This window comes from Fictibacillus gelatini DSM 15865 (assembly GCF_000430745.1).
Lineage (GTDB): Bacteria > Bacillota > Bacilli > Bacillales > Fictibacillaceae > Fictibacillus_A > Fictibacillus_A gelatini.
In genome coordinates this window covers 1-16,418 of sequence record NZ_AUMP01000033.1, presented here as the reverse complement: position 1 = coordinate 16,418, position 16,418 = coordinate 1, and the positions used below count along the sequence as shown (strand labels likewise).

The 16,418-nt window shown below is 41.6% G+C and carries 14 protein-coding genes, 8 tRNA genes and 1 rRNA gene; 4 read left to right on the top strand and 19 right to left on the bottom strand.

The window, feature by feature from the left end:
* Window positions 1-106 precede the first annotated feature (106 nt).
* Together H538_RS0114640 and H538_RS0114635 are read left to right on the top strand one after the other, a co-directional pair.
* Window positions 107-883: a nucleotidyltransferase domain-containing protein gene (locus H538_RS0114640; RefSeq protein ID WP_407636398.1), complete on the top strand. Its 777-nt coding sequence runs from the start codon at window positions 107-109 to the stop codon at window positions 881-883.
* Window positions 884-932: 49 nt separating this feature from the next.
* Window positions 933-2,087 carry a glycerate kinase gene (locus tag H538_RS0114635; RefSeq protein ID WP_026678242.1) on the top strand — a complete coding sequence of 385 codons (1,155 nt, stop codon included), beginning with the start codon at window positions 933-935 and terminating at the stop codon, window positions 2,085-2,087.
* 147 nt (window positions 2,088-2,234) lie between these two features.
* On the opposite strand, the gene H538_RS0114630 is transcribed toward H538_RS0114635, so the two are convergent.
* The 3 genes from H538_RS0114630 to H538_RS0114620 all read right to left on the bottom strand — a co-directional run bounded on the left by H538_RS0114630 (window position 2,235) and on the right by H538_RS0114620 (window position 5,145).
* Entirely contained in the window at window positions 2,235-3,125 is an 891-nt protein-coding gene (locus H538_RS0114630; protein WP_026678241.1) for a DMT family transporter, read from the bottom strand.
* Between the two features lie 91 nt (window positions 3,126-3,216).
* Window positions 3,217-4,389, bottom strand: a complete 1,173-nt coding sequence (locus H538_RS0114625; protein ID WP_245595246.1) for a PucR family transcriptional regulator — start codon at window positions 4,387-4,389, stop codon at window positions 3,217-3,219.
* Window positions 4,390-4,737: 348 nt separating this feature from the next.
* Window positions 4,738-5,145, bottom strand: coding sequence for a VOC family protein (locus H538_RS0114620; RefSeq protein WP_026678239.1), 408 nt, complete (start codon window positions 5,143-5,145; stop codon window positions 4,738-4,740).
* 643 nt (window positions 5,146-5,788) lie between these two features.
* On the opposite strand from H538_RS0114620, the gene H538_RS0114615 reads away from it, so the two are divergent.
* The gene (locus tag H538_RS0114615) at window positions 5,789-6,454 is read left to right on the top strand and encodes a hypothetical protein (RefSeq protein WP_026678238.1); all 666 of its coding nucleotides are present in this window, start codon (window positions 5,789-5,791) and stop codon (window positions 6,452-6,454) included.
* Window positions 6,455-6,806: 352 nt separating this feature from the next.
* On the opposite strand, the gene glmS is transcribed toward H538_RS0114615, so the two are convergent.
* The 6 genes from glmS to sigW form a co-directional block, all read right to left on the bottom strand.
* Window positions 6,807-8,609, bottom strand: a complete 1,803-nt coding sequence (gene glmS / locus H538_RS0114610) for a glutamine--fructose-6-phosphate transaminase (isomerizing) (protein WP_026678237.1) — start codon at window positions 8,607-8,609, stop codon at window positions 6,807-6,809.
* A gap of 374 nt (window positions 8,610-8,983) precedes the next feature.
* Window positions 8,984-10,324, bottom strand: a complete 1,341-nt coding sequence (gene glmM / locus H538_RS0114605; RefSeq protein WP_026678236.1) for a phosphoglucosamine mutase — start codon at window positions 10,322-10,324, stop codon at window positions 8,984-8,986.
* A complete protein-coding gene (locus tag H538_RS0114600) occupies window positions 10,324-11,622 on the bottom strand; it encodes a CdaR family protein (RefSeq protein WP_026678235.1) in 1,299 nt (432 codons plus the stop codon). The genes glmM and H538_RS0114600 overlap by 1 nt, the downstream gene beginning before the upstream one ends.
* A complete protein-coding gene (gene cdaA / locus H538_RS0114595; protein WP_026678234.1) occupies window positions 11,600-12,436 on the bottom strand; it encodes a diadenylate cyclase CdaA in 837 nt (278 codons plus the stop codon). Before cdaA ends, H538_RS0114600 begins: the two co-directional genes overlap by 23 nt.
* A gap of 238 nt (window positions 12,437-12,674) precedes the next feature.
* Window positions 12,675-13,289, bottom strand: coding sequence for an anti-sigma factor (locus tag H538_RS0114590; protein WP_026678233.1), 615 nt, complete (start codon window positions 13,287-13,289; stop codon window positions 12,675-12,677).
* Window positions 13,290-13,295: 6 nt separating this feature from the next.
* Complete coding sequence (sigW, locus tag H538_RS0114585; RefSeq protein WP_026678232.1) at window positions 13,296-13,871, bottom strand: RNA polymerase sigma factor SigW; 576 nt, start codon at window positions 13,869-13,871, stop codon at window positions 13,296-13,298.
* A 198-nt stretch (window positions 13,872-14,069) separates the two neighbouring features.
* Between sigW and H538_RS25620 the strand changes: the two genes are divergently transcribed.
* Window positions 14,070-14,237, top strand: coding sequence for an aspartyl-phosphate phosphatase Spo0E family protein (locus H538_RS25620; RefSeq protein WP_161627205.1), 168 nt, complete (start codon window positions 14,070-14,072; stop codon window positions 14,235-14,237).
* A 76-nt stretch (window positions 14,238-14,313) separates the two neighbouring features.
* On the opposite strand, the gene rocF is transcribed toward H538_RS25620, so the two are convergent.
* From rocF to rrf, 10 genes are all read right to left on the bottom strand, one after another.
* The gene (rocF, locus tag H538_RS0114575) at window positions 14,314-15,216 is read right to left on the bottom strand and encodes an arginase (protein ID WP_026678231.1); all 903 of its coding nucleotides are present in this window, start codon (window positions 15,214-15,216) and stop codon (window positions 14,314-14,316) included.
* A 212-nt stretch (window positions 15,217-15,428) separates the two neighbouring features.
* Window positions 15,429-15,504, bottom strand: a tRNA-Ala gene (locus H538_RS0114570).
* Window positions 15,505-15,513: 9 nt separating this feature from the next.
* Window positions 15,514-15,587: transfer RNA gene (locus H538_RS0114565), tRNA-Gly, on the bottom strand.
* Between the two features lie 5 nt (window positions 15,588-15,592).
* Window positions 15,593-15,677, bottom strand: a tRNA-Tyr gene (locus H538_RS0114560).
* 72 nt (window positions 15,678-15,749) lie between these two features.
* Window positions 15,750-15,825, bottom strand: a tRNA-Thr gene (locus tag H538_RS0114555).
* A 147-nt stretch (window positions 15,826-15,972) separates the two neighbouring features.
* Window positions 15,973-16,048: transfer RNA gene (locus H538_RS0114550), tRNA-Val, on the bottom strand.
* Between the two features lie 7 nt (window positions 16,049-16,055).
* A tRNA-Glu gene (locus tag H538_RS0114545) sits at window positions 16,056-16,130 on the bottom strand.
* Window positions 16,131-16,135: 5 nt separating this feature from the next.
* Window positions 16,136-16,211 (bottom strand) — tRNA-Thr (locus H538_RS0114540).
* 1 nt (window position 16,212) lies between these two features.
* Window positions 16,213-16,287, bottom strand: a tRNA-Asn gene (locus H538_RS0114535).
* Between the two features lie 36 nt (window positions 16,288-16,323).
* A 5S ribosomal RNA gene (rrf, locus tag H538_RS25140) occupies window positions 16,324-16,418 on the bottom strand; the annotation flags it as partial.

The following is a 16,418-nucleotide window of genomic DNA, read 5'->3' as shown; positions in this document are numbered from 1 at the left end:
TTCGGCAACTACCAGCCGTTAAATAACCAGGAGCACTTTTTGCAAAAATTCGGAATATGGATCCGTTTATATGATATTCTTTTTATAACTAATCGGATGCAGGAAGGTGTTTAAGTTGGAAAAATGGGAAATGGTTCTTCTTAAATTTATCAATGAGTGGCGAAATAGAAGCGATGTAACGGCTGCGCTCGTATGCGGAAGTTACGTGACAGGCAATCCCTCTAAACAATCAGACTTAGACGTACATATCATTTTATCAGACGATGTAGACTGGAGAGAAAGAGGAAATAAGATCATTGATGGTCTCCTTATTGAATATTTTGCAAATCCGCCACGGCAAATCCGAAACTATTTTCAGGATGATTATACCAACCGCAGGACGATGTCTATGGTTCAGTTTATTAGTGGGAAAGTAGTATTTGATAAGTCTGATGTTGTCAAGCAGCTTAAAATAGAAGCGCAAGAATGGATGGACAAACAATATGGCACCCTTAATCGATCGGCTCTAGAAGTGATAAAATATGGAATCTGGGACAATTGGGATAATCTAAAAGATTGTTATGACCAACAAAGGGCGGATTTTCATTTCGTATACTATAATTCCCTTGCCCATCTATTTGATCAATATTGCTCTTATTTAGGATTAGAGCGCATTCCCCATCATCAAATCTATTCCTATTTAACGGATCCGATGTTTAAGAAAAAATATCTTAAAGGAAGTTTCCCGGACGCCGCATTTAGCAACATGTTTATTAGGCTATTAGGAGCAGATGAAAAAATAGAGATGATGGACAGCTTTACACAATTGACACAATACGTTTTAGAAAAAATGGGCGGCTTTGAAATCGACGGGTGGAAATTAAAAAGCCCTGTGGAATCTTAAATATTTGTTAATGGAGTGCAGAAATGTGGGGATTAAAGGAGGGATACTTATGAAGGTTTTAATAGCAATAGATTCATTTAAAGGAAGTATTTCTTCTATAGATGCTAGTGAAGCTATTTCTTCAGGAATAAGGGATGTTGATCATGAAGCCGAGATTGTGGCTCTCCCTTTAGCGGATGGCGGGGAAGGTACTGTGGAAGCGCTCGTCCAGGCGACTGAAGGGCAGTTTATCCATAAAGAAGTAACTGGACCATTAAATGAAAAAGTGGATGCTGTATACGGTATTCTAGGAGATAAAAAAACGGCGGTTATTGAAGCAGCAGCTGCATGTGGTTTACCTCTTGTTCCTTTGAACAAGCGCAATCCATTGATTACAACTACATATGGTGTAGGTGAACTGATTAGGGATGCGATAAATAAAGGTTGCCGGGAATTTGTCATCGGACTCGGCGGTAGCGCGACAAATGATGCAGGTGTGGGGATGCTACAAGCGCTGGGCTTTAGCTTCTTAACTCAGCTCAATGAAGAAGTCTCCCCGGGAGGACAAGGTCTGCGAAATATTCGAAAAATTGATACAAGCCACGTAATCCCTGAGTTGGAAGCTTGCACATTTAAAGTAGCTTGTGATGTTAACAACCCCCTTTATGGCCCAAACGGCGCGGCTTATATTTTCGCCCCGCAAAAAGGAGCGACCCCAGAGATGATAAAAGAGCTAGATAAAGGGCTTGAAACCTTTTCCCGGATTGTTCGCAAGGAGCTGGGGAAAGATATTCATAACATCGATGGTGCAGGAGCTGCCGGCGGGCTTGGAGCTGCGTTTGCTGGATTGTTAGATGCCAGGCTCCAGTCAGGGATTGAATTAGTATTAGAAATAATCGGGATGGAAAGAAGGATGCACGGGGCCGATTTAGTAATTACGGGGGAAGGAAAGCTGGACGGCCAAACATCCATGGGAAAAGCCCCTCTTGGCGTAGCCAAACTTGCCCATAAGCATAAAATTCCAGTCATTGGACTGGCGGGCTGTATAACTGAAGAAGCTGATAGACTAAATGAACTCGGCATTACTTCCTTTTTTTCGATTGCCAATCGTCCCATGGCACTGGAAGAAGCGATGGATCCAATGGTAACATATAACAATTTAAGGTCTACTACAACACAATTATTTCGATTGCTTAAAGCAGTTCAATCAAATGCCAAATTGTGAGAATACAAAATGTGTAATTCGTGTCATCCCTTATCTTTTATTATTACTTTTTTCTTAAACTAATGCACCTGTTTGTTTGAGTAACCCTTCACTATGTGCACAGGTAAGGATCAAAATGAAGGGTTACTTACGAGCCGATTGCTATAATTAACTGCTCTCACGTACATTTTTAACAGGTTGGTTTTTCTTGAAGGATGGCTTCAGTTCAGCAATCAAGATAGCGATCATAATGAATACCGCCCCCGTAACCATACGTCCGGTCAATACTTCGTGTAAAAATAAAACAGATAACAGCATCCCGAAAAAAGATTCCGTAGATAAAATAATGGCTGCTTTTGTAGCTGTAGTATATTGATGAGCTTTATTTTGAAAAAGATAGGCAATCGTCGTTGAAAAGACGGCTAAATACAAAATCGAATAAACTCCTTCACTTGCCAATGATGTTGGTATATCTCCTTTAATCAGGACAGCCACTACACTTAAAAGAGAAGCCGTTATGAATTGTACGATAGTCAGTGATATAGGGTCTTCCTTTTTTGCAAAACGATTTGTATAAAAAATATCGAAGGCAAAAGCTACTGCACACGCAAGCGATAATAGATCACCTATGTTTACAGTCATGGAACTCTCAATGGATAACAAGCCAATTCCTGCCAGGGCAATGACGGAACCGGCCATTTCAAATCGATCAATTCTTCGCTTATACAGCAGGTAAGCAATAATCGGTACAATCACCACATTGACGGCAGTTAAAAATGCATTCTTAGAAGGTGTGGTATATTGCAAGCCAACCGTTTGTAAAACGAAACCCAGAAATAAAAACGTGCCAAGTATGGCTCCTTTCCACACAACGGATTTGGTAAGGGTTTTGAGTTTGAATCCAAATAGCATTGTAAGTAAAAGTGTAGCCAGTACAAACCTTCCCGCCATTACCTGATAGGGGGTTAAATATTGCAATGCAATATCAGTTACAACAAATCCGCTTCCCCAAATAATCGCTGTCACCAACAACATTCCATCACCTATATATTGTTTCATCTCTTTCCCTCCTTGACTAAAACCAAGAATACCACAAGAGAAAAAACAATAATTTGATAGTGATTCTAAAATTTTCAGCTTATTTTTGTATTCATTCCAAAGAGGTTTGCTCGATCAATTTATAAAGTAAGTACAATTTTACCGCCGTGGATAGATTCTCATAAAAAACAAACTCGTTACCAAAAGGCTCTATTAATTGACGTATTTTCGCCATGCGATAGCGGATAGTATTGGGATGACAATAATGTGCGTCCGCTACTTCCTTCACATTGCCTTTCTTTAACACAAATGTAACTGCGGTTTGTAGCAAATCCTTATCTATTTTTTCAGTTAGAAGAGGTCCCAAGTATTCTTTCACATACCTGCTCGCGAATTGTGCATCCTTTCGGTAGAGCTCTATAAGCAGACGTTCTGATGCCAGATCCGCGTAGTGACAAACAGGCTTTGTTTCAATGTTGGCCATTATCCGGGCATAATACGCTTCTCTGACAGCTAGATGAAGTTCCGTATGTGTCTGGTGGACTTGACCATAGCCAATTGTCAGTTCATCGGTTGGAATTCCATATAGGTTCATCCATTCGTTTAGTAGTTTGGCAAATTGGAGCCGCTCAGATTTGTCAGTCAATATGATCAGAATACTGTTTTTATAAGTGCAGACGATGCCTGACTTCAAAAATGACTGGAATTGAAGAAAGGGGTCTATCCATTGAGGGTTCTCTGATTGCATCATTCGAATATTGGCGGCAAACACGTATTTCTCAAATGGTTTATTCATCTGTTGTAAAAAGGACTGTAGTTGTAGCTCTGATACTTCGTCTTCGATCAAGCATCGCATCATATTTTGCAAAAAGAGGTCATTTTCCCTGCTTTTAATTGAATTCATCACTTCAAAAATAATTTCCTCAAAATATTCGTCTCCACCGAAACGTAATATCGGAAAATCTTGCTCATTTGCGAAATGCAGAACCTCGTCCGGCAATTCTCGAAAAATAACCGGCTTATAGGCTAAGGCACTCACCTTTAACTTAATGAGCTCTCTTATTGTCTCGATTAAAAGTTCCGGTTTTTGGAAAGCAAATAATAAGCTGCTGAGTACAAGACTATGAGGACTAAAAGCAGTTTCTCTCACTGGCTCAATACCGTTACTATATTCAAAGTCTAAAATTCCAACACTTGAAATGATTTTATTTAGTCCATTTTCGCCTGCAACAACCGAAAAGTTCTTTGTAACGGACAATTGAAATAAGTCCTTTACGGTCATCATAAAAATCATCCTTATTCATAACTTAGATAACCTGATTATAAACCATTTATTTACTAAAACATACCTTCTTGAGCTTATCTGCCGCCGTTAGTTGAATAAAGAGAAGCCTACGTACATTATTCTTAATTTAAATATAGTAATGGGTATTTTTTATAGATTCATGTATAGGTCCACTCATATAGCTTGTATGCTTCTACAGAACAAAAAGAATCCATTTTGAAAAAAGATTGATCAAAATGGATTCTTATCAAACAGAGCAAAGTTTCAGCTTTTTTAAAAGTTGGATCATTTCCTGCTTGTCTTGCTCCATCATAGCGTCCCGTTTGTTTACAAAGTTCGCTTCAATCGTTATTTGATTTTCTCCGCCAGCTCTAAAATAATTCCTTCTGGACCACGAACGTAGCATAATTTATAAGTATTTTCGTAGTTTTGTATCTCACCAAAAAGTTCTGCGCCTTTCTTTTTCAATTTGGCAACAATGGCTTCAATATCTTCAACAGCAAAGGCAATATGCTGGATACTCAAGGTATTTGCAAAAGATTGCTGAATGTCTTCTTCATGCGTATGGAATTTGACCAGCTCCAAAGTTGCCTGGCCGTCTGGCATCCCGAACATTACAACCGTCCCTCTAACATCATTCAGTCCGAGTATCCGTTCCACCCACTCTCCTTTCACTTCTGCTTCCCCTAACACTTCAAGTCCAAGGTCAAGAAAAAAGGCTTTAGCGGCAGGAAGATCCTTTACGATGAGACCCACATGTCTATTCTATTGATTTTCATTTCCCATTCCTCCTATGTTCCTGTTATTTTGCAATCCCGTATATATTTTTAGCTATAGACTTATTTTCGATTGCTAGAACAATTCCTTTATTTTTAAACATTATCCTTTTTCAATTAAAGGTCTCTTTATATATTAAGTTCGAGAACAATCGTAGGATGTGATTGATAAATCCCAGAACTTCTATAATTTTAAAGTAGTTTAGTAAAGTTTGTGGTTTATATCCATTTTGATTTTCGTCTGAATATTCATCAGCTTTTCTCGGTAAAATGGGCCCCCTTTCCAATATTCCCTATATTTTTTGGAAATTAAATGGTATAATAATTATAACTTCAGCCCTGTCTGATGGTTTCTAATAAAATAAAGAAGATGGTTAGCCTCAACACTTTTATTTAAGGTGCTCTCCAAAAAGCTCAAGTACTCCGCTATGGAAAAAATAGTAAAATGACAAAAGTAATCTATTATTCGGACAATTTTGCAGCTTCAGGGGCTGCGTTTCAACATCGACCAACAAAAGAGAATAAAAGGAATGCTTTATTTAAATTGAGGAAAAGCTTCTTCATTTGGAAGCTGGTTTAAAGTGGCTGGATATGCTGCCCGGCGATTAAGGGGGATGATAAAAATGGATTTTATCTTAGAAAATAAGTGGTTATTTCTTATTATTGCCGAATCCATCTTTTGGGTTTCCATTTTAACCTTTTTGCTGCTGCGTTACTGGTTCGGCTTAAAGCGTTTAAGCATTGCATTTTTCATCCTGTTCATTGTAAATGATTTATGGATTGCAATCATGGGCCTCTATGACTATATGAAAACAGGAAAGTTCTCCAGTTACCAAACTGTGATTGTTGTGTTTATTGTGTATGCACTCACATATGGAAAGAGCGATTTCAAACGGCTCGATTCGTTTATCCAGAGAAAAGTGGCGAGCTGGAAAGGACAGCCTGTTCCTGATGTGGAAGGCGTCAAGAAGCTGTATGGAAAAGCACATGCACAGCACGAAAGAAAGCAATTCTTTAAACATTTGCTTGTCTATGTGATTGCCCATATCGTCTTTGTTCTTCTGTTCGGCCTCTCCGACCAAATCAGCAGTCCACAGGACCTGACGGATGTGCTGAGCCGTTGGTTCTCAGAAAAGCAACCAATTTTCCCATCCAATAGTACGACTGTCAATAACATCAGCAGAATTTGGTCACTGATTCTGATTATTGATGGTGTCATCTCTCTGTCTTATACCTTCTTCCCCAGGCAAGAGAAGGCCAGAGACACCTCCAGTCTGGATCGCAAATAAAAGCAGATGGCCTCCCGCCCTAAGAGCGAAGAGGCCCTTTTGTTTCTTCTTTACTGTAAACGGCAAAAAAGCCTGCTCATGCCGCTCCCCTCTTTCCTTCTCCAATCCCATAGCCACAAGACTACCCGGCTTTTCTACGTCCTTTTCGCCTCAATTCCGAAGCTATTAAAGTTTGTATAAAAACAGGAGAAAACTGGCGGAAGCTTGATTGATCAAAGGGTTTAGGGGCATGCAGCCCTTTGGCAGCAGAGAAAAAAGCCGAGGAAAAACAGGAGTGGATACCTGCGTTTCGCTCGGCTCTTAGGTAAACTTTAATTGGTTTTTACAATTATTTTTTTCCAACTTCCCACTCTTATTCGACTGTCACGCTTTTGGCGAGGTTGCGTGGCTTGTCGACGTCGCAGTCGCGGTGCAGCGCTGCGTAGTAGGCGATAAGCTGCAGCGGAATGACGGATACGAGCGGTGTGAGGAATTCGTGCACTTTCGGCAGGACAACGCGGTCTCCTTCTTCCTGCAATCCGTCCATGCTGATGATGCATGGGTAGGCGCCGCGTGCGACGACTTCTTTCACATTTCCGCGAATGCTTAAATTTACATGTTCTTGTGTCGCAAGTGCGATAATCGGCGTGCCTTCCTCAATTAAAGCAATCGTTCCGTGCTTCAATTCTCCGCCTGCAAAGCCTTCAGCCTGGATGTAAGAAATCTCTTTCAGCTTCAATGCACCTTCCATGCAGACAAAATAGTCGGTGGCGCGGCCAATGAAGAAGCAGTTGCGGGTAACCGCCAAATACTCGCGTGCAATCTTCTCCATTTGTTCTTTTTGCTCGCAAAGCACTTCCATCGCGTTTGCAACAATAGCCAGCTCTTGAATCGGATTAAAGTCAAGCTTGATTCCTTTCGCTTTTGCCGTATCGACAGCCAGCAAGGCAAGAACGGCGATTTGTGCCGTATACGCTTTTGTCGAAGCAACCGCGATCTCTGGCCCTGCATGCAATAATAATGTATAATCCGCTTCCCTGGAAAGCGTAGAGCCGGCAACATTCGTGATCGTAAGCGCCTTATGCCCTAGTTCTTTCACCTTTACGAGAACGGCGCGGCTATCGGCAGTTTCCCCGCTTTGTGAGATAAAGATAAACAATGGTTTTTCTGATAGAAGCGGCATATTATAGCCAAATTCACTGGCAATATGGACTTCGACTGGAATCTTTGCCATTCCTTCGATCAACTGCTTCCCAACCAGGCCGGCATGGTAGCTAGTGCCGCAGGCAACGATATAAATGCGGTCGGTCTCCTGCATCGCTTCTCGGATGCTGCCTTCAAGCTCGAGCTCGTCATTTTCGTTTTTGTATTTGTTAATAATATTGCGAATGACAAACGGTTGTTCATCAATTTCTTTTAACATAAAATGCGGATAAGTACCTTTTTCAATGTCGCTTGCATCGATCTGTGCTTGATAAGGAGCGCGAGAAACCGTTGTTCCATCAAGCTTTTTGATCGTATAAGTGCTTGAAGTGACAATGACCACTTCTTTATCCATTAACTCAACGTATTGGTCGGTTAACTGAATCATGGCCATCGCGTCACTGGCAACGACGTTAAACCCTTCACCAAGTCCGACTAGAAGCGGGCTTTTATTTTTCCCAACATAGATGGTTGTTGAATTTTGGTTATCAATTAATGCTATAGCATATGAACCTTTTAAAACAGAAAGTGTTTGCCGGAAAGCTTCTTCCACTTCCATTCCGCCTTCGACAAAGCGTTCTACGATTTGAACGACTACTTCTGTATCGGTATCACTTTTAAGTGTTACGTCAGGAATATACTGTTTTCGTACTTGTTCATAGTTTTCGATTACACCATTATGGACAAGCGTAAACCGGCCGGAAGCGCTTTGATGCGGGTGCGCATTTTCTTTGCTTGGCACACCGTGCGTCGCCCAGCGTGTATGCCCGATCCCCATTTTCGCACACACGGATGCATCTACGCTTTCACGAAGGGCTGCAATTCTCCCTTTTTCTTTAAAAACATGCACACCATTCTCGTTTAAAACAGCGATCCCTGCTGAATCGTAGCCGCGATACTCCAGCTTCTCTAAACCATGAAGCAAAATTTCCTTTACATCTTCATTTCCAATATAACCGACAATTCCACACATAATAAAGATCCTCCCATAAAAGGGGGCAGGAGCGGGGCTCTCTGCCCCACCTATGTTTTTTTATTTGTGTGGTCACTGCTCTTGCCTTTGTACAGGAAGTCGCCTTGCCTGCTTTCCGCAAAAGCTTACGATTGGACCCAAACCGAGAGGCATCCGCCGAACATTCGATAAACCTCTTCCTCGTCAACTATTTCCTTTCATCTTTCGAAATAGTTCTGGCGCTTGTCAAAAGTAAGTTAAACCTCTATGCTCCTTTCTATTTTTGAGTAAAATCAAGAATTTTATCATACACTGAATTTCGCAAATCGTCAATTATTAAAAAATATGCATAAACGACATCAGTTGTGAGCCGTTTATGCATAATTCCACTTGAGTTATACTAATTCCGCTTTGACCACTTCTGCAATTTGATCGGTGTACTTTTGGCAAAGCTCTCTTGTCGGCGCTTCAACCATTACGCGGACAAGCGGTTCAGTGCCTGATGGCCGAACAAGAACCCGGCCGTTTCCTTGCATTTCATTTTCTACCTTTTCAATTTCGGCTTTGATGGTTTCATTTCCTTCAAGCTTCGATTTATCTTCAACTTTTACATTGACTAAAAGCTGAGGGAACTTCTTCATTTCTGCAGCAAGTTCGGATAATGGCTTCTTCGATTGCTTGACGATGCTTGCAAGCTGGATGGCTGAAAGCATTCCATCACCGGTCGTTGCATAATCAAGAAAAATAAGATGCCCTGATTGCTCGCCGCCTAATGAATAATTTCCTTTTCGCATCTCTTCCATCACATAGCGGTCTCCTACGGCAGTTTGTAAAGAGGAAATGCCGTTTTCCTCTAACCCCTTATAAAATCCTAAATTGCTCATCACCGTAGAAACAACTGTATTTTCATGTAATCTGCCCTGTTCTTTTAAATATTTTGCGCAGATAAACATAATTTGATCCCCATCAACAATGTTCCCTTTTTCGTCAATGGCAATTAAACGGTCTCCGTCACCATCAAAGGCAAGACCTAAGTCAGCTTCCTTTTCAAGGACGAATGCTGCAAGCTTTTCAGGATGGGTTGATCCTACCCCTTCATTAATGTTTAATCCATTAGGGTTTGACCCCATCGTTGAAAGATCGGCTTCTAAATCGGCAAACAAATGCGGAGCAAGTGAAGATGTAGCGCCATTTGCACAATCAAGCGCAATATGAAGGCCCGAAAAATCGCCATGAACCGTTTGCTTTAAATATTGAATGTACTTTTGGCCACCCTCGAAATAGTCGCTGACAAAACCAAGTTCTGCGCCAATTGGACGAGGCAGGTCATCCGTTTCTTTGTCTATTAATGCTTCGATTTCTGCTTCTTGCTCATCAAGCAGCTTGAATCCATCATGCCCAAAAAACTTAATACCGTTATCAGCTACCGGATTATGAGATGCTGAAATCATTACCCCTGCCTGTGCTCCGACAGCCTTTGTCAAAAAAGCGACACCAGGAGTTGAGATAACGCCAAGCCGCATTACTTCTGCACCAATGGATAATAAACCGGCAATCAGTGCACCTTCGAGCATATGGCCGGAAATGCGGGTGTCCCTGCCAATCAAGACTTTTGGCTTCTTTGTTTCTTTTGTTAAAACGTAGCCGCCAAAACGGCCAAGTTTAAATGCTAGCTCGGGTGTGAGTTCGGAATTTGCTATGCCTCTTACACCGTCGGTTCCAAAGTATTTTCCCATTAGTCTCTCTCCTTCGTATCATCTGCACTGCTTTTTTCCGCACTGCTTTCTGTTGCTTTTTCTTCAATATTGACTGTTGCTTTTGTTTCAACGGGATCGACCGTGACATCCCCGGGACTCTCGAGCTGAATGGTTACATTATGTTTGCCAGCGTCAAGTCCGCTTAAATTAACAAAAGCGCCAAAATCCGATTTCTTTAATTGATCAACGGTTTGTTTATTGCCCGTGACCGTAATATCTACTGTGGCATTATTCGGATCAAGAATGGTTGCCTCCTGACCTTTTGCCAAACCATTCATGTCGATTGGAATGTCATGAATGGTTTTTGTTTTATCCGTTTTATTTTCTTTAACATCAATATGAATTTCGATTTTTTTTGGTGAAACCTCTTTCACGCCGTCTGGAATCGGAACATCCATAAAAAGCGTTGTATCTTTGGTTACTTTGCTTAAGTCAACCGCTAGTCCTTTTAACGTGCCAATGGAATCGAGTACGCTTGACGGCCCTGCCAATTTTACTTCTTTCGGTTTTGTCGTAATATCGACAAGGGAAAGCCCTTCAGGAAGTTCTCCGGTCTCGTCAATAGAAACCGGTACTGTTTTTTCAGGCCTGTGAATCGGGACTTTCACATGAACAGTACCTGGTTCTATATTTACATCCAAAAACTCCCCTTGCGAATTGTAAGCTCTAAGCGGAACTTGCTTTTCAATTGTATCTTTCGCCGAACTAACATCCACATAGCCCGTTATAAAGGAAATATCATCGACGTATTCCTTAATTCCTGTGACTTGAACCACCTTTGGCGAGAATTCTACATCACCCGTTGCATAGCCTTCTCCGAGTTTTTTCAAATTTTTCAGGTCAACATTAATTGGCATGCTTTTTGTTTCTTTATTATGAAGGGTGATTGTTACTTGTTTTGGGCTAACTTTCGCCGACAGGCCATCAGGCAGATTCCGAACCTTTACCGGTACTTTGTGCACGCCCGGACCTAATTTGCGCAAATCAATATATACTTCAAATGAGCGATTGATCTTTGTCACCTTTGTCATTAAACTGGATGGCCCGCTTAACTCGATATCGACCGAGCGCGGTAAATCGGTTAAAATATATTTTTTCTGATCAAAGTAAGGGTTAATTTCAACCCCTGTTACCTTTTCATGAACAGCTGATGATTTATACCAGGGAGATCGGTTTTCTTCCTGATGGGATTGGAATGAGACCATCGTATACATAAGTAAAGCAATTAAAAAGGCAACAATCTTCACAAACCAGTTATTGTTTAGAAGCTTTTCCATTTTTCTTCCCCCTCCAATTCCAGCGTGATGAGGAAGTTGATCGATTGGCGTGTAACAACTCCGCTGATAATAAGTTTCGTAAAGACTCCTCGTCTAAGTTACGGTAGATCTCTCCGTTTTTCGTCACTGATATCCCGCCCGTTTCCTCTGAGACGATGACAGTAATCGAATCGGTCACTTCGCTTATGCCAATGGCGGCCCGATGCCTCGTTCCAAGCTCTTTCGAAATAAATGGGCTTTCTGAAAGCGGCAAATAGCAGCTGGCCGCAAGAATCTGGTCATTTTTTATAATGACGGCGCCGTCATGAAGCGGCGTGTTCGGGACAAAAATATTATTTAGTAGTTCCGATGTTAAAACGGCGTTAATCGGAATTCCGGTTTCAACATAGTCCGTCAATCCCGTTTCCCGTTCGATAGACATGATTGCTCCGATTCGCCGTTTCGCCATATAGCTTGTCGACTTCACAATCGCCGTAATGGATTGTTCTACTTTTTCCTCCATCTGTCCGGTTCTGGAGAAAAATTTGCCCCGTCCAAGCTGTTCTAAAGCCCGTCTTACTTCCGGTTGGAAAACAACAATGATCGCTAACGGCGCCCAGTTGATGACTTTTTCCATGAGCCAGCTGATCGTTCTAAGACCGAAATATTGACTCACTAAATATACAAGAATAATGACGGTAATCCCTTTTAATAATTGAACTGCTTTCGTGCCACGGATCAACATGATAATTTTATAAATCACATAGGTCACAAGTAAAATATCAATAACCGGGCCTATATAATTAAATAATTCAAAATCTCCAATTGATAGCATATCGTCCCTCCCATTCTTGAAACGATGGGTGAAATTATTAGATTCTGGCTTCCCGCCAAATCCTTACTAGCGAAAGCCGTACATTTCTTATACTTATGGCGTAAAAGTGGCCGCGACGTCGGGTGATCTTCTAGCAGCCCATTTACACTTCAACGTGAAATAAAAATGCAACTGCTTTATTATAGCATATTTAATGTTGGACACAAAAAAAGGCCATCCCGCATCAGGTATGGCGCATTTACCGATCTTCACTTATAAAAAGGTGTTTTAGTTTATACCAGGCCCAATCGACGACTTGATGAATTTCTTTGCTATCTCCGGTCACTTCTCCGGCGGAAGCCATGTAACGCTCTCCTTTTATTACGACCACATCGCCTTCCACTTTTCCTTCAATGCGGACATCCCCATTTTCAACAATTAAATCTCCTTTTACCGTCTCGCCTTTTGGAACAACCACTAAGTGTGAGGAAGGGATCACTTTTACATGTTTTGAATTTGTTTCGACCGATAATTCGTTCCCTTCATTCCAGGTCGCCAAAACAGAGGCAGACATTAGAACGAAAAAGAGGGAAGCTGCTGTTAAGACCGGATGTTTCTGAAACCATCGTCTTCTTTTGATTTTTGTTGCACTTAGCGGCAAACGGCTCATTACAGATTCAGTAAATCCTTCCGGTGCCGTTACATGCCGTGCCTCCCTTAATTCATCGAGCAATTCAGTCATGGCCGTAAAATGTTCCCTGCAAAAATCACAATGGCTCATATGTTGCCTGAGTTCATATTGTTCTTCTTCGGATGCCTCGTGATCCAACACTTTATCGATTAATGACATATAGATTTCTTTTTCACATGACACACGTCTTCACCTCGATTTTGTAACCATTCTAAATACCTTTTTCAGCGCTTCCCTGCCTCGGTGTATCCGGGTCTTTACCGTAGGGACAGGAAGATCCATAATCTTTCCGATTTCTTCGAGCGACAAATCCTCGACATATTTCAAAAGAATGGCGGTTCTATATTTTTCCGGGAGCTTTATAATTTCCTGCTGCAATTGGTCATGCTTTTCCTTTTCCACCACTGCCTCTTCCGGCAATGGTTCAGCCGTTGCCACCTGAGAATAAAGTGTTGCCCCGTCCGCTCCAGGCACCTCTGCATCAAGGGAAAAATCGGGTTTCTTTTTTCGTAAACGGTCAATACAGAGATTGGTCGCAATTCTGTATAGCCATGTGGAGAATTTATATTCACCGTTGTATTGATTGATTTTTGTATAGGCTCGAACGAACGTCTCTTGAGCTAAGTCCTCCGCTTCATGGCGATTTCCAACCATTCGGTAACAAAGCCGATAGATTTTATCTTTAAACAGCTCGACAAGCCCTTCAAAAGCCTCATGATCCCCTTCTTTTACACGGGATACAAGACTTTTAATAAATGTTTCCATATGTTCACCACCATCTTGCGGTTCATTTTTATTACGTCTTTGTTCCATAAAAGTTTCATTCTGAAAAACAATTTTTATTTTACCATTTTTTGTTCATCAAATAAAAATTTCATACAATTTTTGCAAATAAAAGTTTCATAGAACAAAATGCCGGGAATACTTAGATCAAATTATACTATACCAGGAGCGTGTAGGTTTATGAACCGGAATCGATTGTTAAATGAAATTGAAATGTCAAGGCAAAAAATGAATGAAATGTCCCAATATTTGCCGTTAATTTCAGAAGAGTTGCTAGAATTAAGCCAGCACATTGATGAACTGCTAAATGAATTTGATCGATTAAAATTAAAAAACAGTTACTCATAAGGCTGAGTAACTGTTTTATCATTAAACGCGCCGAAAAAATTCGCAGGCAATGTTTCCCGGGCTTTTTGAACATTTCCTAAAGTAATTTCTCTCCAAACAAAGACCCAATCAGCGCAACAGCAGTGGTTGCTGTTTTATTCCGTTCATCAAGAATCGGATTAATTTCAACAAATTCTGCACTTGTGATCAGATTCGCTTCAGCTAACATTTCCATTGCTAAATGGCTTTCTCTATAGCTAATGCCGCCAAGAACCGGTGTGCCAACGCCCGGTGCATCATGAGGGTCTAAACCGTCAAGATCAAGGCTAAGGTGAACGCCATCTGTTTTTTTGGAAAGATACTCTATCGTCTCTTCCATTACCTTTGTCATTCCCATGCGGTCAATTTCATGCATCGTAAAAACTTTTATTCCTTTTTCTTTAATGAGGACACGTTCACCTTCATCTAATGAACGAGCTCCAATAATAACGATATTTTCTGGCTTTACTTTCGGCCCATATCCGCCGATTTGAGTTAATGCCTCATGTCCAATTCCAAGACTTGCAGCTAACGGCATCCCATGAATATTACCGCTTGGAGAGGTTTCAGCTGTATTTAAATCACCATGAGCGTCATACCAGATGACCCCTAAATTTTCATAATGCTTCGCTACCCCGGCTAACGTTCCAATAGCGATACTATGGTCGCCACCTAAAATTAAAGGAAAGCGGTTTTCTTTAATCACTTCTGAAACTGTTACCGCTAATTTTTCGCTTGCTTCGGCGACTTCTTTTAGATTTTTTAAATTTTCTTCATTCGTTTGACCGATTTTTTCTGGACGGCCAATTTCAATATCACCATGATCAACTACGTTATAATTTAAGTTTTCAAGCCGTTCTGTTATACCTGCATATCGAATGGCGCTTGGCCCCATATCTACTCCACGTCGTGTTTGTCCTAAGTCCATTGGTACTCCGATTAATGTTACATCTTTTTTCATTTTGGTACCCCTTTCATCCAATCTTCTTCTTTATTTTATCCCTATTTTTTCAGATGGTTCAACTGGACAAAGTTTTGTATGGTTATGCTAAAAAGTAACCGCTTTCTAAGCCTTTTGTGAATAATTATTAGACAACTCCGAGAATAGACATTTATCGATACAAACAAAAAAGCTTAAGTCACTAATAGACTTAAGCTTACGATCACTATGTATGGTGGAGCCTAGCGGGATCGAACCGCTGACCTCCTGCGTGCAAAGCAGGCGCTCTCCCAGCTGAGCTAAGGCCCCGTATGTAAGTGGAGCGGGTGATGAGAATCGAACTCACGACCAGAGCTTGGAAGGCTCTTGTTTTACCATTAAACTACACCCGCATCAATGGTGGAGGGGGACGGATTCGAACCGCCGAACCCTGAGGGAGCGGATTTACAGTCCGCCGCGTTTAGCCACTTCGCTACCCCTCCACATAAAAAAAGGTTTCTTACTTGAAAGATTTATTTTATTTTTTAACAAATGAAACCTTGTTAAGCAAAAAATGGTGCCGGCTAGAGGACTTGAACCCCCAACCTACTGATTACAAGTCAGTTGCTCTACCAATTGAGCTAAACCGGCGAAGTAAAATGAAGTTAATTCAATACCGTTGTCTCTTCCTCTACAAGCATTTGCTCCGTAGTCATCTGCGTCGAGACAAGTCGTAGCACAATCGAAGAAGCAATGCTCCTTGCTCTACCAATTGAGCTAAACCGGCACTATATAAAATGGTGGAGGATGACGGGATCGAACCGCCGACCCCCTGCTTGTAAGGCAGGTGCTCTCCCAGCTGAGCTAATCCTCCGAATAATTGGTGACCCGTACGGGATTCGAACCCGTGTTACCGCCGTGAAAGGGCGGTGTCTTAACCGCTTGACCAACGGGCCAGTAATGGAGCTTCCAACCGGGCTCGAACCGGTGACCTCTTCCTTACCATGGAAGCACTCTACCTGCTGAGCTATGGAAGCATGGCTCCACAGGCAGGACTCGAACCTGCGACCGATCGGTTAACAGCCGATAGCTCTACCACTGAGCTACTGTGGAATAATCATTTAGTAATCCACAAAAAAGTTTGTAACAGCCTGGCAACGTCCTACTCTCACAGGGGGAAGCCCCCAATTACCATCGGCGCTGAAGAGCTTAACTTCCGTGTTCGGTATGGGAACGGGTGTGAC